Below are 24,423 nucleotides of genomic sequence, written 5' to 3'. Positions count from 1 at the left end.
GTGCCGCCAGACTAGACCCCGCTTGCCGGAATGCCGCTGCGTTCGACCTTGCGCGGCGCGACGATTTCCTTCCACTGGCTCAGCGCCCGGTTCACAGGATTCTTCGCTTCGCGCGCCACGAACTTGCCATGGCCCGGCTCGGCCTTGACCTCGTTTTCGACGATGGAGACCTTGCCTCGGCTCAACACGAAGCGCGGCAGACCGGTCACCTCGAAGCCTTCAAAGACGTTGTAATCGATCACCGATTGCTGGTTCTTGGCCGAAATCGTCTTCTTGCGCTTGGGATCCCAGACCACGAGGTCGGCATCCGCCCCCACCATGACCGCACCTTTTTTGGGATACATGTTGAGGATCTTGGCGATATTGGTCGAGGTCACGGCGACAAATTCATTGGGCGTGAGGCGACCGGTATTGACCCCGGCGGTCCACAGCACCGGCAGCCGATCTTCAAGCCCGCCCGTGCCATTGGGGATCTTGGCGAAATTGCCGATCCCGGTGCGCTTCTGCGCGGAGGTAAAGGCGCAATGGTCAGTGGCGACGCAGGAGAGCGAGCCCGATTGCAGCCCGGCCCAGAGCGAATCCTGATGGCTCTTGTTGCGGAAGGGCGGCGACATCACCCGCCGCGCTGCATGGTCCCAGTCAGCGTTGAAATATTCACCCTCGTCCAGTGTCAGATGCTGGATCAGCGGCTCGCCATAGACCCGCATACCCTTCTGCCGCGCCCGGCGGATGGCCTCATGCGCCTGCTCGCAGCTTGTGTGCACCACATAGAGCGGCACGCCCGCCATGTCGGCGATCATGATGGCGCGGTTGGTGGCCTCTCCCTCCACTTCCGGTGGCCGGGAATAGGCATGGCCTTCCGGGCCATTATTGCCTTCGGCCAGCAGTTTGGCCGTCATCGCCGCCACCACGTCGCCGTTTTCGGCATGGACCAGGGGCAGGGCGCCCAGCGCCGCGCAGCGCTGGAATGACGCGAACATCTCGTCGTCATTGACCATCAGCGAGCCCTTATAGGCCATGAAATGCTTGAAGCTGGTAATGCCGCGATCCACCACTTCGGCCATTTCGTTGAAGACCTGCTCGCCCCACCAGGTAATGGCCATGTGGAAGGAATAATCGGCCGAGGCCTTTCCGGTCTTGTTGTCCCACATCTTGAGCGCTTCGAGCAGGCTCTGCTCGGGGTTGGGCAGGCAGAAATCCACCACCATGGTCGTGCCGCCGGCAAGGCCCGCCCGTGTGCCGCTCTCGAAATCGTCGGCCGAATAGGTGCCCATGAACGGCATTTCGAGATGGGTATGAGGATCGATCCCGCCCGGCATGACATAGCAGCCCTTGGCGTCCAGCACCTCGTCGCCGTCCAGGTTCTGCCCGATCTCGACGATTACGTCGCCTTCGATCTTCACATCGGCTTCGTAGCTGAGATCGGCGGTGACCACGGTGCCGCCCTTGATGACTTTGCTCATTTTCGTTCCCTGTCTTTCAGTCTGCCCGTCCCGCGCCTTTCTCCTGAGCGCCGGACGGGGTCGTTTTGCCTTAATCCACGATCCCAGCCGTCTCCAGCACCGCATGGAACAGCACATCGCACCCGGAAGCCGCCCATTCGAGCGAAATATCCTCGGCCTCGTTATGCGATAGTCCATCCACGCACGGGCACATGATCATCGTCGCCGGGGCCACCTTGGCCGCCCAGCAGGCATCGTGCCCGGCGCCCGAAATGATGTTCATGTGAGAATAGCCCAGCTTTTCCGCTGCGCTCCGCACCCGCCCCACCAGCACCGGATCGAAGGTCACCGGATCGAAATGGCCGATAGCCTCCACCGCGCAGCCGACCCCGATTTCGGCGCAGATCGCGGCGGCGCGCTTTTCGATCTCGGCGCGCATGCCATCGAGCTTCTGCTGATCGGGGGAGCGGATATCGACGGTGAACACCGCCTTGGCGGGCAGCACATTGCGCGAATTGGGCGCGAATTTTACCTGCCCCACCCCGCCCACGGCGCCGGGCTGGGCCGCCATGGCCACCTCCTGCACCATCTCGATGATCCGCGCCATGGCGAGCCCGGCATTGACGCGCATATTCATCGGCGTCGAGCCGGTATGGGCCTCCTTGCCGGTGAGGGTGAATTCGAGCCACCACAATCCCTGGCAATGGGTGACGACGCCGATCTGCCTGTCCTCGGCTTCGAGGATCGGGCCCTGCTCGATGTGATATTCGAAATAGGCATGCATTTTGCGCGCGCCCACCTCTTCCTCGCCCACCCAGCCGATGCGTTCGAGTTCTTCCCCGAAGCTCTTGCCGTCTGGATCCTGGCGCGCATAGGCATGGTCCATGGGGATGGCGCCGGCGAAAACGCCCGAGGCCAGCATGGCCGGGGCAAAGCGCGCGCCCTCTTCATTGGTCCAATTGGTGACGACGATGGGATGCTTGGTCCTGATGCCCAGATCGTTCATCGAGCGCACCACTTCGAGCCCCGCCAACACCCCGAGCACCCCGTCATATTTGCCGCCGGTCGGCTGGGTGTCGAGATGGGAGCCGATATAGACCGGCAGCGCCTCGGGATCGGTGCCCGGGCGCGTCATGAACATGGTGCCCATCTTGTCGACGCCCATGGAGAGCCCCGCGTCTTCGCACCAGGATTGGAACAGCGCGCGCCCTTCCTTGTCCGCATCGGTCAGCGTCTGGCGATTATTGCCCCCGGCAATGCCCGGCCCGACCTTGGCCATGTCCATCAGGCTCTCCCAGAGCCTGTCACCATTGATCCGAAGGTTTTCGCCGGGAGAGGTCATGGAACATACTCGTTGGTTTGGGTGGTTTGGATAGACCCCTCACCCTGGCCCTCTCCCCGGAGGGGCGAGGGGACGCAGGAAGCGAGGGTATTGTGGATGACCTGCAGCACCGCTTGGGTATTGCTCAGGATGCCATTGTTCCAGAAACGCAGGATTTTGTAGCCCGCCGAGCCGATGATCCTGTCCCGAACCGCATCCCACGCCAGGTCATGCTGTCCGCCATCGGCTTCGACGACCAGCATGGCCTCGCGACAGGCGAAGTCGGCATAATAGGGAGCGATCGGATATTGGCGCACGAATTTGAAGCCGAGCAGTCGGCGGTCGCGCAGGCAATGCCAGAGCCGGCTTTCCGCGTCCGTCATGTTGGTCCGCAGGATCCGCGCCCGCGTGACCTGCCCGGGCTGTGCCTTGCGGCCTCTTGTCTTGACGGAGCGAGGCGAGTTGAGAGCCGAAACATTTGCATCGGCTTCGTCACCAGCACTGCCCCCAGCGCCCCCTCGCCCCTCCGGGGAGAGGGCTGGGGTGAGGGGGGCGGTGCTGGTGCGAGCGCTCACCATCTCGTCCCTACTTCACGCTGGGGAAGGAAAATTCCGCCCCGCCCTTGATGCCTGCGGGCCAGCGGGTGGTGACGGTCTTGAGGCGGGTATAGAAGTGGATGCCTTCGGGCCCATAGATGGAATGGTCGCCGAAAAGGCTCCGCTTCCAGCCGCCGAAGGAGTGATAGGCCACCGGCACCGGGATCGGCACGTTGATGCCCACCATGCCCACTTCGATCTTGTCGGCAAATTCGCGGGCGGCGTCGCCGTCGCGGGTGAAGATCGCCGTACCATTGGCATATTCGTGGCCATGAATCAGATCGACCGCGTCCTTGAAGCTGTCGCGGCGCACCACGGCAAGCACCGGCCCGAAGATTTCGTCCTTATAGATGTCCATATGCGGCTCGACATCGTCGAACAGGGTGCCGCCGACATAATAGCCGTTTTCATAGCCCTGGAGCGAAAAGCCGCGGCCATCGACCACCAGCTTGGCGCCCTGTTCCTCGCCCTTGTCGATATAGGAGACGATCTTGTCGCGGTGCATCTTGGTGACCACCGGACCCATTTCGGCGTCCTTGTCGGTCGAGGGGCCGATCTTGAGGCTCTCGACGCGCGGCTTGAGCTTTGCAACAAGCGCGTCGGCGGTTTCCTTGCCGACGGGAACGGCCACGGAAATGGCCATGCAGCGTTCGCCCGCCGAGCCATAGCCGGCCCCCATCAGCGCGTCTGCCGCCTGATCGAGATCGGCGTCCGGCATGATGATCATGTGGTTCTTGGCGCCGCCCAGCGCCTGGACGCGCTTACCGGCCTTGGTGCCGCGCTGATAGACATATTCGGCGATCGGGGTGGAGCCGACAAAGGAGACCGCCTTGATGTCGTCATGGTCGAGAATGGCATCAACCATTTCCTTGTCACCATGCACGATATTGAGGATGCCTTCGGGGAGCCCTGCTTCCATGAACAGGTTCCAGGCCAGCATCGGGGCGGAGGGATCGCGCTCGGAAGGCTTGAGGATGAAGGCATTGCCGCAGGCAATGGCCGCCGGATACATCCACATCGGCACCATGGCCGGGAAGTTGAACGGGGTGATCCCGGCCACCACGCCCAGGGGCTGGCGGTCCGAATAGGTGTCGATATTGGGCCCCACATTGCGGGAGAATTCGCCCTTCAGCAGCTGGGGAATGCCGCAGGCGAAATCCACGCAATCGATGCCCCGCGCCACTTCGCCCAGTGCATCGTCATGGACCTTGCCATGTTCCTTGGAAATCTCGCGCGCCAGGTCGTCGGCATATTGGTCGAGCAGGGCCTTGAACTTGAACATGATGCGCGCCCGCTTCATGGGCGGGGTGCTGCCCCAGGCCACCTGCGCCTTGACCGCCGACGCCACCGCCGCGTCGAGTTCGGAAAGGGTCGAGAGCGGCAATTCGGCGCTCTGCTCGCCGGTGGCCGGATTGAACACGGGCACGCGCCGCGTCGATGATGAAACGTAACGCTTGCCGGCGACGGCATTCTCGATGATCTGCATCAGATGATCCCCTCCTTTTCGGGAACGAAAATTCCATATTCCAATCTATAGAATGTTCGTTCCATTTTACTCAAGCGTCTTGAGGATGCCCGAAAGTGTCGTAATGATCTGATCGATCTGGCTTTCCGTCACGATCAGCGGCGGCGACAGGGCGATGATGTCGCCGGTGGTGCGGATCAACAGGCCCTGGTCATAGGCCTTGAGGAAGGCGGCGAAAGCGCGCTTGGTCGGCGCGCCATCGATGGGCTTGAGCTCGATGGCCCCGACCAGCCCGATATTGCGGATATCGATGACATGGGGCAGCCCCTTGAGGGAATGCAGCCCGTCTTCCCACACCTTGGCCAGTTCCGCGCCGCGGGTGAGCAGTCCTTCTTCCTTATAGGTCTCCAGCGTGGCGAGGCCCGCCGCCGAGGCTATCGGATTGCCCGAATAGGTATAGCCGTGGAAGAACTCGATCAGATGTTCCGGCCCGGTCATGAAGGCGTCGTGAATGTCCTTGGAGACGAAGACCGCGCCCATGGGAATGACGCCATTGGTCAGGCCCTTGGCGGTGATCATGATGTCCGGCACGACCCCGAAATAATCGGCGCCGAACGGGGTGCCCAGACGCCCATAACCGGTGATCACTTCGTCGAAGATCAGCAGGATGCCGTGCTTCTTGGTGATATCGCGCAGGCGCTGCAGATAGCCCGGGGGCGGGATCAGCACGCCGGTCGAACCGGCGACCGGCTCGACGATGACCGCCGCGATGGTCGAGGCGTCGTGCAGGCCCACAATGCGTTCGAGTTCATCGGCCAGATCGGCGCCATGTTCCGGCTCGCCGCGCGAAAAGGCGTTCTTGGCGAGGTTATGGGTATGGGGCAGGTGATCGACGCCGGTGAGCAGCGTGCCGAACATCTTGCGGTTGGGCACGATGCCGCCGACCGAAATGCCGCCGAAATTGACCCCGTGATAGCCGCGCTCGCGCCCGATCAGGCGGAAACGGCTGCCGTCGCCCTTGGCGCGGTGATAGGCCAGCGCCACCTTGAGCGCCGTATCCACCGATTCGGAGCCCGAATTGGTGAACAGCACGTGGTCGAGCCCTTCGGGGGCGAGGTCCACCAGCCGGTTGGCCAGCTCGAACGCCTTGGGATGGCCCATCTGGAAAGCGGGGGCATAGTCGAGTTCAGCCGCCTGGCTGGCAATGGCCTCGACGATTTTGGGCCGCGCATGGCCGGCATTGACGCACCACAGGCCCGCCGTGCCGTCCAGCACCTGCCGCCCATCGCTGGTCGTGTAATGCATGTCCTTGGCCGCCACGAACATGCGCGGGGATTTCTTGAATTGCCGGTTTGCCGTAAAGGGCATCCAGAACGCGCTGAGGTCGTTCGGCGCAACGTTGGATGAAGTGGACACGAAACTCTCGCTCCCGATGAAAAGGACTGGATTCTGTTTTGGGTCTTGACGTTGGAACGCGAACCCAAGAAATTTTGACCAGTTGGAAAAATGTTAGCATCCCTACACATTCCCGCAAGGCGAAAATGGCACCGAGAAAAGTGAAATCCGTCACCCCCGCAAAAGCGGCGGCGCGCCAGCGTCCCTTGACCCGTATCCAGAAGGAAAAGCAGGACATCATTCTCGAAGCGGCGCTGGAGGTGTTTTCGGTGCACGGCTTTCGCGGCTCAACCATCGACCAGATCGCCGAAGTGGCGGGGATGAGCAAACCCAACCTGCTCTATTATTTTCCCAAAAAGGAAGAGATTCACCGCCGCCTCATCGGCACGCTGCTCGATACCTGGCTCGCCCCCCTGCGCGAGATGGACGAAAGAGGCGACCCCTTTTCCGAAATCCGCTCCTATATCCGCCGCAAACTGGAAATGGCGCGCGACTTCCCGCGCGAAAGCCGGCTCTTTGCCAATGAAATGCTGCGCGGGGCCGAGCATGTCATCGACATGATCGAGGTCGATCTGAAAAACCTCGTCGATGAAAAGGCCAAGATCCTGCTGCTCTGGATGGACCAGGGCAAGCTGGCCCGCGCCGATCCCTATCACCTGATCTTTTCCATCTGGGCCACCACCCAGCATTACGCCGATTTCGACGTGCAGGTCCGCGCCGTCCTCGGTGGCAATCGCAACGGCGAGGGGCGGTTCGACGACGCTGCGCTCTATCTCGAGCAATTGTTCATGCACGGGCTTTCTCCACGCCCGAAAGCAGCAAAACTGCCGGAAAGCTCCTGATTTCTTCCGCTTATCCCCGCCCTTTGCCGCGGTCCCAGACTGAGCTCCCCATCATTTTGGAGCCCGATCATGGATCACACCGCCCGCCTCGACCTGCCCTTCATCATGGCCGGACAGGCCCTCAAGCACATCACCCATAACGAAGCGCTCGAACGGCTCGACGCGCTGGTGCAGCCCATCGTCCAGTCCCGGCTCCTCGCCGCGCCGCCGGTCTCGCCGCTGCCCGGCGAGGCCTGGATCGTGCCCGAAGCGGCCAGCGGCGCCTGGGCCGGCCATGGCGACGAGATCGCCGCCTTCCAGTCCGGCGCCTGGCGTTTTTACGATCCGGCCGAGGGCTGGCAGGTCTTTGACCGGGCCGGCGATGCGCTGCTGATCTATTCGGGCAGCCAATGGGTGCCGGTCGCCGCTTTCGGTCCCGGCCTGCCGCAATGGGGCGTCAATACGTCCGCCGATCCGGTCAATCGCCTCGCCGTGGCCGCCGCGGCGTCGCTGCTCAGTCATGAGGGCGCCGGCCACCAGCTCAAGATCAACAAGGCCGCTTCCGCCGACACCGCCAGCCTGCTGTTCCAGTCCAACTGGTCCGGCCGCGCCGAAATGGGTCTCATGGGTGACGACAATTGGCGCATCAAGGTCAGTGCCGATGGCCTCGACTGGCTTGAGGCGCTGACCATCGATGCGACGACCGGCGCCGCCATTTTTTCCGGCAATCTGCGCCCTGCCGCCGATAATGCAGAGGCCCTTGGCGCCTCGGGCGCGCGCTGGTCGGCGATCTGGTCGGCCACCGGCACCATCCAGACCTCGGACGCCCGCCACAAGGCCCGCATCGCGCCCTCCGATCTCGGCCTGGCGTTCATCGCCGCGCTCCGGCCGGTGCGCTTTTCCTGGAAGGAGGACGATGGCTTTGTCCATTACGGCCTCATCGCCCAGGAGGTCGCCGAAATTCTCGCCGGCCACAAATTCGGCGGTCACGTCCTGGCCGATCCCGCCGAACCGGAGAGTTTGCAGGCCCTGCGCTACGACCAGTTCATCGCCCCCCTGATCCGGGCGGTGCAGGAATTGGCGGGGCAGGTGGAGGCCCTGGGGGCGCGCTGAGCGCGCTCCCTTTCCCGCCATTTTCTATTCGTCGAAGGCCTGCGTCTCCACCGGGGTCACCGGCGTCGGCACCGGGCGGGGGCTTTCCTCGGCCCCCAATGCCGACAATTGCCCCTGCAGCGCCAGCATCAGCGTCAGCTTGTCCTTGTCGGGCAATTCATGCAGGCGCTGGCTCAGCCTGATGGTGAAATCGGAAAATTGATTGTGCCAGTCCTGCGGCAGCTGCCGCAGATCGACCCGTCGCGCTTCCGGCTGCCGCGCCGCCTTTATGCCGGCGACGGTCAGCTCGAAATAATCGTCGAGCTGGGGCAGGATCACCTGGTCGCCACCCAGCCTGCCGGTGGCCAGCACGGCGTCGCGCAGGGCATGGCGCTCCTCGTCCTCGCCATGGGTGAGGAACAGCGCCCCATGCGCCGGCAGGCGCTCGGCGATCCAGTCCATCAATTCGGAATGGTCGGCATGGGCCGAATAATTGCCCATGGCGCGCACTGCCGCCCGCACCGGCACCAGATTGCCGTGGATGCGTACTTCCCGCGCTCCCGAGAGAATGATCTGGCCCAGCGTGCCTGGCGCCTGATAGCCCACGAACAGCACCGTGGCATTGGCGCGGATGAGATTGTTGCGCAAGTGATGCTTGATGCGGCCGGCATCGGCCATGCCCGAGGCCGACAGGATGATGGCGCCGCCCTTGATGGCGTTCAGCGCCTTGGATTCCTCCACCGCCTCGATGATGCGGAAGCGCGGATCGCTGAACAATTCGTCGGCGGACAGCTCGGTATCCTCGAACATGCGCGCATATTTGCGATAGACGCCGGTGACCTTGCTGGCGAGCGGGCTGTCGAGCACGACGAGGCGCGGATCGATCTCCCCCTGTTTGATCAGAAGGCCGATATCGTGCAGCAATTCCTGGCTGCGCTCCACCGCGAAGGCCGGAATGATCAGATTGCCACCCCGTTGCAGGGCAGTGTTGATTTCGCTCTTCAGCGCCTCGCGCCGCTGCGCCAGCGTGTAATCGACCCTTTCGCGGCCGCCATAGGTGCTTTCGCAAAGGATATAGTCGAAGCCCGACGGGCCTTCGGGTTCGGCATAGAACACTTTCTCGTCCGGCCCGATATCGCCCGAAAACATCAGCCGCACCGGCTCGCCGTCCCCGTTCCGGACCTCCACCTCGATCGAGGCCGAGCCGATAATGTGCCCGGCATTCCAATAGCGCGCCCTCACCCCCGGCCCCGGCTCGAACCATTCCCGATATTGGCAGGTCCGGCGATGGTTGAGCGCCTCTTCGGCATCTTCCATCGTATAAAGCGGCCTGGCCGGCTCATCCCCGCGCCTGCCGCGCTTTTTGGTTTCGCGCTCGGCCTCGCTTTCCTGGATGCCGGCGCTGTCGGGCAAGAGGTATTCGAGCAATCCCGCAGTGGGTTCGGTCATCCACATCGGCCCGCGCCAGCCCTCGCCATAGAGCTTGGGCAACAGGCCCGCATGATCGATATGGGCATGCGTGAGTAAGAGGAAGTCGATCTGCCTCGGATCGAAGGGCGTCGGCTTGAGATTGAGGTCGCGCACGCTCTTATTGCCCTGGAACAGGCCGCAATCGACGAGGAATTGTCCCCCCGGATGCACGATCCGGTAGCACGAGCCGGTGACCGTGCCCGCCGCGCCGTGGAAATGCAGACATACGGTCATGGCGCGCTCCTTTTCGCTTTGTACCTCCGACCCTAGCGCCACAGCGGCGACCCCGTACACCCCCGGCGCGCAATTAATGCCTTTTCAATTGCCGACTTTGCGTTAGTCTTTGTCGGCAAGATTCACGGGAGGCCAGCGTCATGGCACACAAGTTCAATGTCACCGCAGCGGCGAACGATCAGTTCAAGTTCGACTTTTCCTACAATGCGGAGAAGATTTTTTGGTCCGAGAATTACAAGCAGAAGGCCAGCGCCAAAAGTGCCATTGAATCGCTGAAAAAGAACGCTCCCGAAGCCGCTGTCGTTGATCTTTCCAAGGACGAAACCGGCACCGGCTATCGCTTCGAGATCGTCGCCTCCAAGGATGGCCAGCATTTCGTGCGCTTCGTCGCCAGCAATGGCGAGACCATGGTGCGCACCGAAACCTATACGTCCAAGGCCAGCGCCAAGAACGCCATCGACTCGCTGAAAAAGAACGGCCCCGGTGCCGAAGTTAACGACCTCGCCTGATCTATTCCCAAAGCCGATCCCCTTGGTCTAGTCTCCCGGCGGAACCTTCCGGGAGATGTCAGCCTCATGATCAAGATCACCGCTCTTCTCGCCAGCGCCGCCCTGGTGCTGGCCGCCACCCCCGCTTTGGCCCAGTCCCTGCCCGATCTGGGTGGCAGAACCATCCATGCGGTCACCGAAAATGCCTATTATCCGCTCAATTTCGCCGATGCGGATGGCAATGGCATCGGGCTGGAATATGACGTCATCAATGAAATCGCCAAGCGGCTCAATGCCCAGGTCGAATGGCAGCTGACCGCCTGGGACGTGATGATCGAGAGCGTGCGCAGCGGCCAGTTCGACATCGGCGCCGATGGCATCACCATCAGTGAGGAACGCGCCCAGCAGATCGACTTCACCGAGCCCTTCATCACCGTCGAACAATATTTCCTGGTGCGCGCCGACGAGGAGCGCATTGACGGTCCCGAGAGCTTTGCCGAAAACGCCGATCTGCTGTTCGGCGCCCAGGCCGGCACCTCGTCCTTCTACTCGGCCATCTATGACGTGCTCGACGGCGACGAGGCCAATCCGCGCGTCAAGACCTTCGACAGCTTCGGGGCGGCGGTGCAGGCGGTCAAGGCCGGCGACGTCGATGCCGTCATCGCCGATCAGGCGGCAGCCAGCGGCTATATCGGCGCCGATCCGGGGGCCTTCAAGCAGGTGGGCGAATCCATCAAGTCCGATCCGCTCGGTTTCATCCTGACCCCCGGCTCCGATCTGGTCGCTCCCTTCAACGCCGCTCTCGACCAATTGCGCGAGGAAGGCTGGCTCGATGAGCGCATCAATTACTGGTTCTTCCAATATTCGGCGGAATGATCCTGTCGTCGCGCCATCTTCACAAACGTCATTGCCGGGCGTGTCCCGGCAATCCAGCGCGCAACGAGCCTGGACCAGCGGGGCAAGCCCTTTGGTGACTTTTATCAAGAGTTCGGCGCTCGCCGCCTTCCAGTCCGCCTCATGACCTCTCGCCCGCACCGCCGTCCGTCTCTTTTTGCCCGCCTGCCCTATTGGCTGCTGGCCATCCTGTTGCTGTTTGTCATCGGGCTCTGGGCCATCACCGCCAACCAGACCTATGCCGACATTTTCCGCACCCTGTCGGGGGGCGTGCTGACCACGCTCTGGGTCACCTTCGTCGCCTTCATCGCGGCCACCCTGCTTGGCCTCCTGGTCGCCTTGGCCCGCACCTCCCCGATCCGGGTGCTGCGCGAAATCGCCACCTTCTATGTGGAGATCATCCGTGGCATCCCCATCCTGGTCTTTCTCTTCTACATCGCCTTCGTCGCCGCCCCCGCCATGGTCGCCGGCTTCAACTGGTTCTTCGCGCCGCTGATCGAATGGGGCCTTCTTCCCCAGGCCAGCGTGCGCGGCTTCGATTTCGTCTGGCGCGCCATTTTCGCGCTCACCATCTGCTATTCGGCCTTCATCGCCGAGATTTTCCGCGCCGGCATCGAGGCGGTGGGGCGCGGCCAGATCGAGGCGGCGCGCTCGCTGGGGCTCAGCCGCTTTCATTGCTTCCGCTTCATCATCTTTCCTCAGGCCCTGCGCACCATCCTGCCGCCGCTGGGCAATGACTTTGTTTCCATGGTCAAGGATTCGGCGCTGGTCTCGGCCCTGGGGGTGCAGGACATCACCTTGTTGGGCAAGCTTTCCGCGTCATCAAGCTTTCTGTTTTTCGAGACCTATAATGTCGTCGCCTTCCTTTATCTCACCATGACCATTTCGCTTTCCCTGCTGGTGCGCTGGCTGGAGCGGGTGATGGATACCCGCATGCGGACCTGAACGGGCTTGCCAGCGGCCCTTTCGCACCCCATCTGTTGGTCAACATCTGGAGATTGCCATGCGAAGAACCGCCCGTTTCGCCATCATCGCCTTTGCCGCGCTGGCGCTGGCCGCCTGCGGACGGGGTGGGGAAGTGGGCAATGTCGGCGTGGACTGGACCGGCAATGACATTTCCATCGAGGCGCTGGCCGATCCCGACGTGGACGGCGTCGTCTGCCATCTGGCCTTCTTCAACCGCTCCTTCATCGATCGGATCAGCCAGGGCAATTGGTTCGAGGATCCCTCCTATTCGGCGCTCGATTGCTCGGCGACCGGTCCCATCACCATCGGCAATATCCGCACCAGCGCCGGCGGCCAGGAAATCTTCCAGCAGGGCCGTTCGCTGATCTGGAAATCGCTGCGCGTCACCCGCATCTACGATGCCAATAACAATGCGCTGATCTATCTCGCCCATGCCCGCCAATTGCAGCAGGGTTCAGGCAAGATGAGCCTTTCGGTCATTCCCCTTGGCGGACAGGACGTGACCTGGACGCGGGGCGCCCCCGCGGCCAAGCCCGTTCAGGACTCGGTCATGGTGCAGGGCGAATAATCGAGGCGTTTCGCCACGCCCGATCTGCCGGCAAAGGCTTGCCCAACCGGCGGCAAACAAGGCAAAACCATTCCGCTCCCGGCCGCTTCAACCAGTGGCTTTGAGCACGATATTCTGACTGAAGTGCATATGGACCCGCATTGGCGGGCAAGGAAGACGATAATGGCTATCCTGATTGGCGACACCGCCCCCGATTTCACCCTCGAATCCACCGAGGGCAATATCCATTTCCACGATTACATCGATGGTTCATGGGCGGTCTTGTTCAGCCATCCGCGCAATTTCACCCCCGTCTGCACCACCGAACTGGGCTTTACCGCCAAGCTCAAGCCCGAATTCGAAAAGCGCGGCGTCAAGGTTCTGGGCCTTTCGGTCGACCCGATCGAGGATCACCGCCGCTGGGTCGGCGACATCGAGGAGACGCAGGGCACCGCGCTCAATTTCCCGCTCCTGGCCGATCCCAAGGGCGAGGTGGCCCGTCTCTATGACATGATCCATCCCAATGCCGACAACACGCTGACCGTGCGCTCGGTCTTCGTCATCGGGCCGGACAAGAAGGTCAAGCTCAAGATCGAATATCCCGCGTCCACCGGCCGCAATTTCAATGAAGTGCTGCGCGTCATCGACAGCCTCCAGCTCACCGCCAGGCATCAGGTGGCTACCCCGGTCAATTGGGAGAATGGCGAGGACGTCATCATCGTCCCCTCCGTCTCCAATGAAGACGCCAAGACCAAGTTCCCCGAGGGCTGGAAAGAGCTCAAGCCCTATCTGCGCATCGTGGCCCAGCCCAAGGGCTGATCCATCCCGACATCTCCGTGACCGAAAGGGCGGTGGCTGTGCCATCGCCCTTTTTGTAGCCGCGTGCCCCATGTCTGCCCCTCGCCCTTGCCCGGCGTGTCCCGGTCTGGCCCGAACGCCTCCCTTCTATCGTCATTGCCCGGCTTGTCCGGGCAATCCAGTTCACCGATCCAACTAATGGATTGCCGGACGAACCTGTGGCGACCGCGCAAGCGCGCCAGTCTTTCCGCCACATTCCCGCCCCAAACCCGGTCCGCAAGGCCGGAATTCCGGCACTTTTCCACCGGGGAACCCGCAAAAAGCGCAGAACAGGTCAGCTTTGCCGGAACCGTTGCCTATCGGCCACAGGTCGCAAACTGGTTCTCGAGTCCGGTTGAATCCAGCAGTCTGGCAATAATGATTCGTCTGACTCGCGGATTCGATTTCTACATTTTCCAAGACTCGGGCTGTTAAAGTTAACAGTTTTCCGCTTTCCACCTGCGGCAAAGGCGCAACAATCGGCCCCCGGCGGCCGAAAGTGCCGGTTTTGCTCACATTGTGGCCCGGCGTCCTCCTTAAGACCCCCGGCATCATCAACATCAGTGAGCCAGGATCATTGACTAAGAAAGCCGTTATCGCCGCCATCTGTGCTGCAAGTGTCTTGAGTTTTTCCAGTGCAGCCTATGCCCAATGTGGCGGCGCTTCCTGGTACGGCCCCGGTTTCCATGGGAAAAAGGCCGCATCGGGCGAAACCTTCAACGAGAACGCCATGACGGCGGCGCATCGTACCCTGCCATTCGGCACCAAGGTCGAAGTCGTCGACCAACGGACCGGAAATTCCGTCGAAGTCACCATCAATGACCGCGGCCCGTTCCACGGCAAGCGTATCATCGATCTTTCCAAGGCCGCAGCCACCGCGCTCGGCTTCCGCAATCGCGGCGTCACCACTGTGTGCATTGCCGAAGGATAATCCGTCTCCTCCCGGGACGTTGCAAAGGGCTGCCCCCTTCCGTGGGGCGGTCCTTTTTTCTTGCCGTCGCGCCACCGGCGGATTGGTGTTGGCAGTCTGTTAACCAATCGCTCCTTGCGGCGACGAAACGGGGTCAGTGTGCTGCTGATCGGGGCGCGAAAAGCCACCGCTATACCGCCCTCGCGTCATCATTGGCATCGTTACAACAAGCCCATTCTCAGCCCGGCGAAAATATCCTAGTCTGGCGCGGACTGATCTTTTGAGCATTTCCAGACATGCGATTCGGCCTAGCCCTGTCGCCCCAGATTAAGGTCTTTGGGGCGTTTTTCGTTTATTCATTCTGTATGGGCTCGATGTTTCCCCGCCTGCCCGACATCCAGCGCGCCATGGGTGTGGGCGAGGGCCAGCTGGGCCTGGCCCTGGTCGGTTCGGCCGTAGGCACCTTGATTTCATTGACTTTTGCCGGTCGCATCATCGAGCGGATCGGCTATCGGCGCACGCTGCTTTTCGCCATTCCGTTGCTCTCCATGCTCTATGCGCTGGCCATGTGGGCCAATGGGCCGCTGATGTTCTTTCTGCTTTTGATCCCGGTGGGCCTCACCATCGGCGCCATCGAAATCATCATCAATATCGAGGCCGACCGGGTGGAACACGCCGTCGGCAAGCGCATCATGAGCCGCGCCCACGCCTTCTGGAGCCTGGGTTTTTTCTCCGCCGGCATGGTCGGCGCCTTAGTCGCGCAAATGGGCGTCTCGCCCCAGCTTCACCTCATCGCGATGATCCCCGTCGTGCTCGTCGCGACCCTTGTTATCCTTGGTCAATTTCAGCCCGCGCCGCACCGGGCGACGTCCAGCACCGATGAAACGCCCCGCCTTGCCCGGCCGACAACCGCCATCATGCTGCTGGTCGGGGTCTGCCTCTCGGCCATGCTGATGGAGGGCGCCGGCATCGACTGGTCGGCCATTTATATGCGCGACATTTTCGGCGCCGAACCCTTCTGGGCCGGCTTTGCCGTGGCAATTGTTGCAGGCTCTCAGGCCTTTGCCCGCTTCTTCGCCGATGGCTTCGTCGATCGCCTTAGCCCGGTGCGGGTGGCGCGCATTTTGCTGTGCATTCTGGGCATCGGCGTCGTCATCGTGTTCCTGGCGCCATCGGCCTGGGCCGCCTATCTCGGCTTTGCCATGATCGGCATCGGCTCCAGCGCCCTCTTTCCGCTCGCCATGTCCGCTGCCGCGCAGCGCACCGATCGTCCGGCGGCGATCAATGTCGCCGCGCTGGCGCAATTCTCCTTCACCGCCTTCCTGCTTGGCCCGCCGCTTCTTGGCCTCATCGCCGAGCATTACGGCATCCAATGGACCTTTGGCGTCGGCCTGCCGCTGGTGGCGCTGGGCCTCGCCACTGCCCATGTGCTGGCGCCACGGCCCGTGACCAGAACGGCAACGCCATGATCGCGCCTCAGCACCGCATCTATGCCTGCTTCTTCTTCTTCGCGGTCACCACCGGGGCGCTGATGGCGCGCCTGCCCGATATTCAGACTCATCTCGGGGTCAGCGAAGGCCAGCTCGGCCTCACCATGATCGGCATGGCCATCGGCTCGCTCATTTCCCTCACCATCGGGGCGCCGATCATCGACCGGCTGGGTTTCCGCACCACGGCATTTTTCACCACGCTCGGCCCGGCGATCCTTTTTGCCACCATTCCCTGGCTGCCCAATGCCCCTGCCATGTTCGGCGTCCTATTCATCGTCGGGCTGTTGTCGGGAGCGCTGGAAATCAATCTCAATGTCGAGATCGATCGGCTGGAGACCCGGACCGGCAAGCGCTTCATGAACCGGGCCCATGGTTTCTGGAGCGTCGGTTTCTTCATCACCGCCCTGTTTGGCGCCATGATCCGCCAATCGGGCCTGTCCGCCGGCATGCATATGGGCATCGTCGCCATTGTTGTCGTCGGCATCGGCGGCTACCTGATCTACGGTGCCAGCAACGAGCCCCGGCCCGTTCGCACCGGGCAAGGGACGAGCGAGCACCGTTTCGCCTTTCCCACGATCGGGCTGCTGCCGCTTTGCCTCATCGGTTTTGCTGCTTTCCTCGTCGAGGGGGCCGGTATCGACTGGTCGGCCATCTACATGCGCGACGTATTCGCCGCCGAGCCCTTTGTGGGCGGCATGGGGCTCACGCTCTTCGCCTTCTTCATGGCGCTGATGCGGCTGACTGCCGACCCCATCGTCGCCCGTTTCGGACCGCGCAATGTGGCCATGGTCATGCTGACCCTGGCCAGTTTCGGGGCGCTGCTTGTGGGCGCCGCGCCGGGTCCGGAACTGGCCTTGCTTGGATTTGCGCTGATGGGCGCAGGCTGCTCGGCGGTCTATCCGCTGGCCGTATCGGCGGCGGCCCAGCGCACCGACCGGCCCGCAGCCGTCAATGTCGCCGCGCTCGGCCAGGTGAGTTTCGTGGTGTTCTTCTTGGCACCGCCACTGCTCGGCTTCGTGGCCGAATTCATCAATATCAGGGCCTCATACCTCATCTGCCTGCCCTTGCTTCTGGCCGGCCTCTGGGCTTCGAGCTTTGCACTGGGCGAGCGCAAGATCGAGGCGCCGGTGGGCCTGCCGCCCGAGCCTTTGGGCCCCAATGGGTGACGGGCGCGAACCCCTTGTCGATCTGCGCCAATCGGCGACGGCATTGCGGGTACAGCGCGGCGCCATGCGCATGTTGCGCGAGCGCCATGACATGGCGTGCTATGCCGAAGTGCCGCTGGCCAATGGTCGCCGCGCCGATATCCTGGCGGTCGGCCCCAAGGGCGAAATCTGGATCATCGAGATCAAGTCGAGCCTGATCGACTTCCAGGTGGACCGAAAATGGCCCGAATACAGGGAATTTTCCGACAAGTTCTTCTTTGCCAAGCCGCCGGAACTGGATGCGGCGATCTTTCCGGACAGCGAGGGATTGATCGTCGCCGATGGCCATGATGGAGCCATCCTGCGCGATAGTCCCGATACGCCCCTGGCTCCGGCGCGCCGCAAGGCGCTGATGCTCAAGCTGGCACGGCTGGGCGCGGATCGCATCCATGGGCTGATGGATCCCGGTCTGCGCTGAAAACGACGGTCAGAGGTTGAAGACGCGCCGGGGCTTGAACTGGCCGAACTCGACCGCGCCGGTCGCCAGCACCTTCCCCTTGAAACTGACCCAGCACTCGTCCTCCGACACCGGCGCCCCCGCGCCGGTCAGCAAGACGGCATTGCCATGGCTCACCGCATTGGCCTGGCTGGCATCGAGCCGGATTTCCGGCAGGTCGGCCAATCCCAGCTCCAGCGGCGCCATCAGTGCATCCCGCGCCGGCCCGGCCTCCGCCGCCTCCAGCGCTTCGATGGTCACGGCATTGGCGTCGGTGAACGGGCCGACCGCCGCGCGGTGCAGGCTGGTGACGTGGCCAAACGTGCCGAGGGCCTCGGCAATGTCGCGCGCCAGCGCCCGCACATAGGTGCCCTTGCCGCAGGTGACCTCGAGAATGGTGCTCTCGCTGCCATGTTCGACCAGCTCGATAGCGTCGATATCGACGGGGCGGGCCACCAGTTCCACCTGCTCGCCGGCACGGGCCAGATCATAGGCCCGTTCGCCATCGACCTTGATCGCGGAAAAAGCGGGAGGGCGCTGCATGATCGTGCCGGTAAAGCGCGGCAGCACCGTTTCGAGCGCTGCCCGCTCCGGCCGCACCTCTGACGTCGCGATGACTTCGCCCTCGATGTCATCGGTGGAAGTGGCCTTGCCCCAGCCAATGGTGAACCGATAGATCTTGGTGCCGTCCTGGACCTGGGGCACGGCCTTGGTCGCCTCGCCCAGCGCAATGGGCAATATGCCCGTCGCCAGCGGATCGAGCGTGCCGGCATGGCCCGCCTTGGCGGCGGAAAACAGCCAGCGCACCTTGCCCACCGCCTGGGTGGAGGTCATGTCATAGGGCTTGTTGAGCACGATCCATCCGGAGATGGCGCGCTTTTTCGACTTGGCTTGCGTCAAGGTTGAATCAGTCTTCGCTGGTTTCGTCGCTGTCGTCATCGAGATCGCGCTTGACCCGGTCAGAGCGCAGCAGCGCGTCGATGCGGCCGGCTTCCTCGAAAGTGTCGTCTACGAAAAAGCGGACCTCGGGCGCGTATTTGAGATCGATCTGCGGGGCAATGCGGCCGCGGATGAACTTGCGGTGCCGGTTGAGCGCGGCGACGATCTCTTCGGCATGCATGCCGCCCAGCGGCATGACATAGGCATTGGCGAGCTTGAGGTCGGGGGTCATGCGCACCTCGGGCACGGTCACTACCGCGCCGCGCAAGGCCTCATCCTCGATTTCGCCGCGCGCGAACAGCGCCGCCAGAGCATGGCGGACCAGTTCTCCGACGCGCAGCATGCGCTGGCTGGGGCCGGCGGCTTTTGGGTCTTTTTTCATGGGAAAGCGGCTTACGGCCTAAGGAGGGCGGCGTCAATCCACCGGCGTCAATGACGCCTCGGCCTTGAACTGGGCGATCCGCGCCTCGATCTGCTCGGTTGAGACCGGCCAGGTGTCAGAATCCGCCGGATCGAAGGCTTTGCCCCGCCATTCCTCATAGACAATGGCCACGCCCTTGTCGGATTTGGAAAAGCCCATGACCATCACTTCGCCCTGTCCGGCATAGCCGGGCAGGTCGCGATAGGCGCCGCAGACAAAGCCCAGCGGAGGAATAGCGTCGCCATTGTCGGCTTCGAGCTGGAACAGGGCCACGCTGTCGGGGCGGCAGGCGCGCGCATAGACGTCGACAATCACCGAGCGCAGATTGGTCAGCGCAAGTCCTGGCTGATCGAACAAACGTGCCCCATAAAGCCGGGTCCAGAGCGCCTCGCCCTCGCCGCGTGGATAGATTTCGAGCCGCGCCTGCCCGGCGTCTTCGCGAAAATAGACCGAGACCAGGTCGAGCAGATTTGCTGGCGTGGCGCCGTCCAATTCCCCCCAATTCGGCAATGGCAGGGCAAGATCCTGCCCGAGCGCGCTCAATACCAGCTGTTCGCCATCGACCACGAGCGGCGCGGCGTCCTGCTGGGCAGTGGCGGGCAGCGCAAGCATGGCGCCTGCCAGGAAAATTATGGCGGATCTGGTCTTCGACACAGGGCTCTCCTAAACCCAAAGGACGAGGCGATCAGCCTCGTGGCATCCGCCTCTGGCATGCCCCCGTGCCGGAGCGGACAGGCCGACCATTAGGGTTGAAAACCGCGCCGCGCAAGCAGATCGATCCGGCACTGTTGCAAAGCCCGTCTGGCTGCGGAAATGCTGCAACAGTCAGGCGCGCGCCGCGCGGGGAATCGGGGTTTCGGGGAGCAGGCGGTGGGGCGGCTGGTGTCCGTCCATGAAGGTGCGGATATTGACGATCACTGCCTCGCCCATCTCGACGCGCGCCTCCAGCGTCGCCGAGGCCATATGGGCGGTAAGCACCACCCGCCCGGCCTCGGCTAGTGCCAGAAGGCGCGGATTGATGCCATTGGTATTGTCGAAGACGTCGAGGGCGGCGCCGGCAAGATGGCCGGCTTCCAATTGGGCGATCAGTGCTTCTTCATCCAGCAATTCGGGGCGGCTGACATTGATCAGGTGCGCGCCCTTTTTCATGGAGGCAAGCTGCCTGGCGGAAAGGATGCGGTGCGTGTCGCGGGTCAGCGGGGTATGGAGCGAGACGATGTCCACTGCGGCCAGCATGGCGCCGAGATCGTCCCAATAGGTGGCGCCCAGTGGCGTTTCGATGCCGGGAGGACGGCGATTGCGGGAATAATAATGGATGGAAAGCCCGAAGGCCCGCGCCCGATTGGCGACGGCGGTGCCGATCCGCCCCATGCCCACTATGCCCAGCATCTTGCCGCGCAGGCGATGGCCGAGCATTGACGTGGGCGACCAGCCGGCCCAGGCCCGGTCGCGCAACAGCATCTGCGTGCCTTCCACAAGACGCCGTGGCAGCGCCAGCATTAGCGCTGTGGCCATGTCGGCAGTGTCCTCGGTGAGCACCGAAGGCGTATTGGTGACGGTGAGGCCCGCCGCCCAGGCCGCTTCGAGATTGATATTGTCGACCCCATTGCCAAATTGGGCAATGAGCCGCACGCTTTTGGGCAGACGGGCGATCAGCTCGGCGTCGATCCGGTCGGTAATGGTGGAAACCAGGACGTCCTTGCCCTCGAGGCCCATGAGGATATCCTCATGGGTGAGCGCCAGATCGGCCTCGTTGACATCGGTTTCGAACAGGGTTGCCATGCGCGCTTCGATGGCTTCGGGCAGGCGTCTGGTGACCAGGATCTTGGGTTTGCTTGATGTCATGCGGACCGGATGCGGTTCGTTCGGGCCGGGCTTTCGCGCAGCTTTAGCGACCATTAAGGATCATGGGTTAGTGATAGGGCAATTCTATTCCGTCTGCAAAGCGATGTTCCGTTTGCCCGCTTTTCCGGGCCTTATGCGCCCCATTCTACTGGTTCTGCTGGCTCTGGCGGCGCTGATTCCGGCGGCGCCCATGCCGATTTTGGCGCAGGATAATCCCAGCGGCCTCAAACTGCCGCGCTTCGTCAGTACCCGCTCCAGCCCGATCAATGTGCGTGTCGGCCCCGGCACGCGCTATGAGATCGCCTGGAATTTTCTAGTTCCCGGCGTGCCGGTGGAAATCATCCAGGAATTCGACACCTGGCGAAAAATCCGTGATTTCGACGGGGACGAGGGTTGGGTTCACCAAAGCCTGCTCGCCGGCACACGTGTCGGCTATGCCGTGCCACTTCTGGCCAATGGCGAAGTCGAGATGCGGGTCAATGGCTCGAGTGAGGCGCCAGTGCGCGCCCGGCTGGCGGGCGGCGTGCGCGTCAGCGTCAGCGAATGCGATGGCGCCTGGTGCCGGGTTTCGGCCAGCCAGAGCGGGGAGAGTGGCACCTATTCGGGCTGGGTGAGCCAGGAAGAAATCTGGGGCGTCTATCCCGACGAAGTCTTCGACTAGGCCCAGCGGTTACCGCGTCGCCCATTCGAGCAGGCTGGCCAGTCCGACAAAGGGCAGGCCGGCATGTTCGGACAGCCCCGAAGCGCAGGTCGATATGGTCGAAATCCCCAATTCACACCCTTCGGGAATATCCGCCTGCACCCGGCGCGTCGCATGGGCATTGAGTTCGGGCACGAACAGGCCCTTGTCCCCGGCATAGCCGCAGCAGGTGATTGAGGACAGGACCGCGACGTATTCTGCGCAGGCCGCGGCGATGGCCTCGGTCATGCTTTGCTCCCCCAGGCGCTGAGCCGAGCAATTGTGGTGCACTGCGACGACCGGCAGGGTTTGGGCAATGGTCAGTTTGGGCAGGACATGGGTGAAGAGGAATTGCGCCGAATCGGCGACGGCGGCGTCACCGGGAAATTCCTGCAAATGCTTGGCGCAGGTTGAGGCATCGGTGACCACCGACAGTCGGCCCGCTTCGCTCAACGTGGACAATTCGGCGTTGAGCGCGCCGCCCACCCGCGCTGCCTCCTCGGGAAAGCCCTTGGACTGAAACGGTTGGCCGCAGCATTGGCCATTGAGATGGTCGGGAATGATGACGTCATAGCCAGCGCGTTCGAGCAGGAGGACCATGGCTTCTGACGTTTGCAAGAGGCCATGTGCGGTTTTCGGCGTGCCGAACATGCGATTGGGGCAGGAGGGGAAATAGACGATGGACGGCCGCCCGGTCTGGGCAATAGGCACGGGAAATCCGCTCTGGCGCGGATCCTGGTGCGTATCGCGGGCCTTGGGCGTACCCGGACCATGGTGCAGCGCCCTTGAGACGCGCGGCACGCGCTTGCCGGTCAGCCGTCGCGCCGCTTCGGTCACCGCTTCGAGAGCGGGGGCCGGAAACACGGTGCGGGCGGCGTCCGCGATGGCTACCCCGCCCCGCATCATGGTTTCGACCGCGCCGCGATGATCGGCGGCGAAGCTTGCAATGGTTCGGGCGGTGCCGCCGCGGCGGCGGGCGCGCTCGCCCATGATCATCGTGCCGGTTTCGATGCCGACGGGGCAGCGCAGTGAACAGAGATTGCAGGCGGCGCAGGTATCGAGCCCGGCATATTGGAAATCCGCCTCGAAACGGGCCAGCCGCGCCGGGTCTTCGCCGCTTTCCCGCAACCGTGCCCGCTCGCGCGTCACCGCGATACGCTGGCGCGGCGTCAGGGTCAGGTGGTGGCTGGGGCAGGCTGGCTCGCAGAACCCGCATTCGATGCACAGGTCGACCATTTCGTCGGCCAGCGGCATGACCTTGAGGTTCTTGACATGGATCTTGTCGTCGTCATTGAGCAGCACGCCGGGGTTGAGCAGGCGTTCCGGATCAAAGATCGCCTTGATCTTATGCATGATCGCATAGGCCTTGGCGCCCCATTCGACCTCGACGAAGGGGGCGATGGCACGGCCGGTGCCGTGCTCGGCCTTGAGCGAGCCCTTGTAGCGCAGTGACACCAGCTGGCTCAATTCCTGGTTGAAGAGATCGAATTTCTCCGCCGCGCCGGGCTTGGAAAAATCGTCGCCCATCTGGAAATGCAGATTGCCCGCTAGGGCATGACCAAAAATCACTGCGTCGGCATAGCCGTGATCGTCGAGCAAAGCCCGCAGGTCGATCACGAAATCGGCCAGCCGCTCGATGGGCGCGGCCACGTCCTCGGTGAGCATGATGCTGCCCTTGGGGCGCGCTGCTCCCGCCGAGGTGAAAAACCCCTTGCGGATGTCCCACAACGCGTGGCTGCGATGCTCGTCGGTGGAAAGATCGATATGGGCGGCGCCGTGCCGGGCGAGTAGGGCCTCGGCTTTTTTTACCTCGCTGACCAGTGTTTCCGCGTCAGGCGCGGTCACATCGATGAGCACGGCGGGAGAGTTTTCGGTGAGCCAGGGCAGAAGCGGAGCCATGGGCGCCAGATGCTCCACCGTCGCCAAGGCGCGCCGCTCGATATATTCGGCCGCCGTCACCCCCGTCGTCACCTGCACGCCGCCATTGGCCATTTCGATGATGGCGCGGCCTGCCGATTGCGGATCGGGAAAGGGAATGAGCCCGGTCGCCTTGAAGGGGTGTTCGGGCACGGTATTGTAAGTGACTTCGGAAACGAAGCCGAGCGTGCCTTCCGAACCCACGATCAGGTGGATGAGGATGTCGAGCGGGTCGTGGTAGTCGACCAGGGCATTGAGCGAATATCCGACCGTATTCTTGATGCGGTATTTTTCGCGGATCAAGCCGGCCAGGTCGGCATCGGCCATGATCTCGTGGTGGAGGGCGTGCAACTGCTCCAGCATGCCGGCATGGCTGCGGCGGAAGTCATCGCAACTGGCCTCGTCGCCCGAATCCAGCATGGTGCCATCCACCAGCACGATCCTGAGCCGCGCCATGGTGTGATAGGTATTCTGCGCCACCCCGCAGCACATGCCCGAGGAATTGTTATTGACTACGCCGCCGATCTTGCAGGTGGCCTGGCTTGCCGGATCGGGCCCGATCTTGCGGTCGAAGCGCTTGAGCGCCCGATTGGCCTCGGCCACGATTATGGCCGGTCCGAGGGTGATCCGCTCCGCGCCGTCCAGGATTTCCAGCTTGCGCCAGCCATCGCCCAGCACGGCGAGGACGCCATCGGTCACCGCCTGCCCGGATAGCGAAGTGCCGGCAGCGCGGAAGGTAACGGGAAGACCCTCGGCCCGGGCTGCCTCGAACACGGCGCGCACCTCGTCCTCGGAATTGACGAAGACCACCACGGCTGGGATCAGCCGATAGGAACTCGCATCCCCGCTCCAGGCATAGGTCATCAGCGGATCGGTATGGATCGCGCCGTTTACGCGCCCCTTTAGGCGCAGGGCAACGCGTTCGCCGGCGGCGAGGCGCAATGGGGTGGGAGCATGGGGTTGAAGCGAGAAGGAGGGGGTGTGCTGCATGTTGGGTCACTAACATGTTAGCT

General features: G+C 63.0%; 23 protein-coding genes. 12 read left to right on the top strand and 11 right to left on the bottom strand.

Annotated elements, in window-relative coordinates; all coding sequences use genetic code 11:
• Nucleotides 1–11: 11 nt before the first annotated feature.
• From hydA to H0482_RS09880, 5 genes are all read right to left on the bottom strand, one after another.
• Nucleotides 12–1,463, bottom strand: a complete 1,452-nt coding sequence (gene hydA / locus H0482_RS09900) for a dihydropyrimidinase (RefSeq protein ID WP_193729893.1) — start codon at nt 1,461–1,463, stop codon at nt 12–14.
• A gap of 70 nt (nt 1,464–1,533) precedes the next feature.
• On the bottom strand, nt 1,534–2,784 hold the full coding sequence (locus tag H0482_RS09895) for a Zn-dependent hydrolase (RefSeq protein WP_193729892.1): 1,251 nt from the start codon (nt 2,782–2,784) through the stop codon (nt 1,534–1,536).
• On the bottom strand, nt 2,781–3,161 hold the full coding sequence (locus H0482_RS09890) for an endonuclease domain-containing protein (RefSeq protein WP_330998253.1): 381 nt from the start codon (nt 3,159–3,161) through the stop codon (nt 2,781–2,783). The genes H0482_RS09895 and H0482_RS09890 overlap by 4 nt, the downstream gene beginning before the upstream one ends.
• Before the next feature lie 187 nt (nt 3,162–3,348).
• A complete protein-coding gene (locus H0482_RS09885; RefSeq protein WP_193729890.1) occupies nt 3,349–4,845 on the bottom strand; it encodes a CoA-acylating methylmalonate-semialdehyde dehydrogenase in 1,497 nt (498 codons plus the stop codon).
• A 66-nt stretch (nt 4,846–4,911) separates the two neighbouring features.
• Nucleotides 4,912–6,192 (bottom strand): aspartate aminotransferase family protein, encoded by a 1,281-nt coding sequence (locus H0482_RS09880; RefSeq protein WP_193730027.1) that lies wholly within the window; start codon nt 6,190–6,192, stop codon nt 4,912–4,914.
• A gap of 173 nt (nt 6,193–6,365) precedes the next feature.
• Between H0482_RS09880 and H0482_RS09875 the strand changes: the two genes are divergently transcribed.
• Entirely contained in the window at nt 6,366–7,061 is a 696-nt protein-coding gene (locus H0482_RS09875) for a TetR family transcriptional regulator C-terminal domain-containing protein (RefSeq protein ID WP_193729889.1), read from the top strand.
• Nucleotides 7,062–7,130: 69 nt separating this feature from the next.
• On the top strand, nt 7,131–8,153 hold the full coding sequence (locus tag H0482_RS09870; protein WP_193729888.1) for a DUF2793 domain-containing protein: 1,023 nt from the start codon (nt 7,131–7,133) through the stop codon (nt 8,151–8,153).
• A gap of 24 nt (nt 8,154–8,177) precedes the next feature.
• Here the strand turns inward: H0482_RS09870 and H0482_RS09865 are convergent, their stop codons facing one another.
• Nucleotides 8,178–9,836 carry an MBL fold metallo-hydrolase gene (locus H0482_RS09865; RefSeq protein ID WP_193729887.1) on the bottom strand — a complete coding sequence of 553 codons (1,659 nt, stop codon included), beginning with the start codon at nt 9,834–9,836 and terminating at the stop codon, nt 8,178–8,180.
• A gap of 140 nt (nt 9,837–9,976) precedes the next feature.
• Between H0482_RS09865 and H0482_RS17035 the strand changes: the two genes are divergently transcribed.
• From H0482_RS17035 to H0482_RS09820, 9 genes are all read left to right on the top strand, one after another.
• The gene (locus H0482_RS17035) at nt 9,977–10,345 is read left to right on the top strand and encodes a YegP family protein (protein WP_193729886.1); all 369 of its coding nucleotides are present in this window, start codon (nt 9,977–9,979) and stop codon (nt 10,343–10,345) included.
• Between the two features lie 66 nt (nt 10,346–10,411).
• Nucleotides 10,412–11,200 carry a substrate-binding periplasmic protein gene (locus tag H0482_RS09855; RefSeq protein WP_193729885.1) on the top strand — a complete coding sequence of 263 codons (789 nt, stop codon included), beginning with the start codon at nt 10,412–10,414 and terminating at the stop codon, nt 11,198–11,200.
• Between the two features lie 141 nt (nt 11,201–11,341).
• Complete coding sequence (locus H0482_RS09850) at nt 11,342–12,163, top strand: amino acid ABC transporter permease (protein WP_193729884.1); 822 nt, start codon at nt 11,342–11,344, stop codon at nt 12,161–12,163.
• 58 nt (nt 12,164–12,221) lie between these two features.
• A complete protein-coding gene (locus tag H0482_RS09845) occupies nt 12,222–12,752 on the top strand; it encodes a CreA family protein (protein ID WP_193729883.1) in 531 nt (176 codons plus the stop codon).
• Between the two features lie 162 nt (nt 12,753–12,914).
• Entirely contained in the window at nt 12,915–13,550 is a 636-nt protein-coding gene (locus H0482_RS09840) for a peroxiredoxin (RefSeq protein WP_193729882.1), read from the top strand.
• 595 nt (nt 13,551–14,145) lie between these two features.
• A complete protein-coding gene (locus tag H0482_RS09835) occupies nt 14,146–14,499 on the top strand; it encodes a septal ring lytic transglycosylase RlpA family protein (protein ID WP_193729881.1) in 354 nt (117 codons plus the stop codon).
• A gap of 275 nt (nt 14,500–14,774) precedes the next feature.
• Nucleotides 14,775–15,947, top strand: a complete 1,173-nt coding sequence (locus H0482_RS09830) for an MFS transporter (protein WP_193729880.1) — start codon at nt 14,775–14,777, stop codon at nt 15,945–15,947.
• Nucleotides 15,944–17,134 carry an MFS transporter gene (locus H0482_RS09825; RefSeq protein WP_193729879.1) on the top strand — a complete coding sequence of 397 codons (1,191 nt, stop codon included), beginning with the start codon at nt 15,944–15,946 and terminating at the stop codon, nt 17,132–17,134. Before H0482_RS09830 ends, H0482_RS09825 begins: the two co-directional genes overlap by 4 nt.
• Nucleotides 17,127–17,591, top strand: a complete 465-nt coding sequence (locus H0482_RS09820; RefSeq protein WP_193729878.1) for an MmcB family DNA repair protein — start codon at nt 17,127–17,129, stop codon at nt 17,589–17,591. Before H0482_RS09825 ends, H0482_RS09820 begins: the two co-directional genes overlap by 8 nt.
• Before the next feature lie 9 nt (nt 17,592–17,600).
• On the opposite strand, the gene truB is transcribed toward H0482_RS09820, so the two are convergent.
• The 4 genes from truB to H0482_RS09800 form a co-directional block, all read right to left on the bottom strand.
• Nucleotides 17,601–18,548: a tRNA pseudouridine(55) synthase TruB gene (gene truB, locus H0482_RS09815; protein WP_193729877.1), complete on the bottom strand. Its 948-nt coding sequence runs from the start codon at nt 18,546–18,548 to the stop codon at nt 17,601–17,603.
• A complete protein-coding gene (rbfA, locus tag H0482_RS09810) occupies nt 18,517–18,930 on the bottom strand; it encodes a 30S ribosome-binding factor RbfA (protein ID WP_193729876.1) in 414 nt (137 codons plus the stop codon). The genes truB and rbfA overlap by 32 nt, the downstream gene beginning before the upstream one ends.
• Nucleotides 18,931–18,963: 33 nt before the next feature.
• Entirely contained in the window at nt 18,964–19,623 is a 660-nt protein-coding gene (locus tag H0482_RS09805; protein WP_193729875.1) for a hypothetical protein, read from the bottom strand.
• Between the two features lie 171 nt (nt 19,624–19,794).
• Nucleotides 19,795–20,814 (bottom strand): 2-hydroxyacid dehydrogenase, encoded by a 1,020-nt coding sequence (locus tag H0482_RS09800; RefSeq protein WP_193729874.1) that lies wholly within the window; start codon nt 20,812–20,814, stop codon nt 19,795–19,797.
• Between the two features lie 103 nt (nt 20,815–20,917).
• On the opposite strand from H0482_RS09800, the gene H0482_RS09795 reads away from it, so the two are divergent.
• Nucleotides 20,918–21,475, top strand: a complete 558-nt coding sequence (locus H0482_RS09795) for an SH3 domain-containing protein (protein WP_210319142.1) — start codon at nt 20,918–20,920, stop codon at nt 21,473–21,475.
• A gap of 9 nt (nt 21,476–21,484) precedes the next feature.
• On the opposite strand, the gene H0482_RS09790 is transcribed toward H0482_RS09795, so the two are convergent.
• Complete coding sequence (locus H0482_RS09790; RefSeq protein WP_193729873.1) at nt 21,485–24,400, bottom strand: FAD-binding and (Fe-S)-binding domain-containing protein; 2,916 nt, start codon at nt 24,398–24,400, stop codon at nt 21,485–21,487.
• Nucleotides 24,401–24,423: the final 23 nt, after the last annotated feature.

The organism is Devosia faecipullorum, from assembly GCF_015158295.1.
Lineage (GTDB): Bacteria > Pseudomonadota > Alphaproteobacteria > Rhizobiales > Devosiaceae > Devosia > Devosia faecipullorum.
This window is presented reverse-complemented; position numbering and strand designations above follow the sequence as displayed.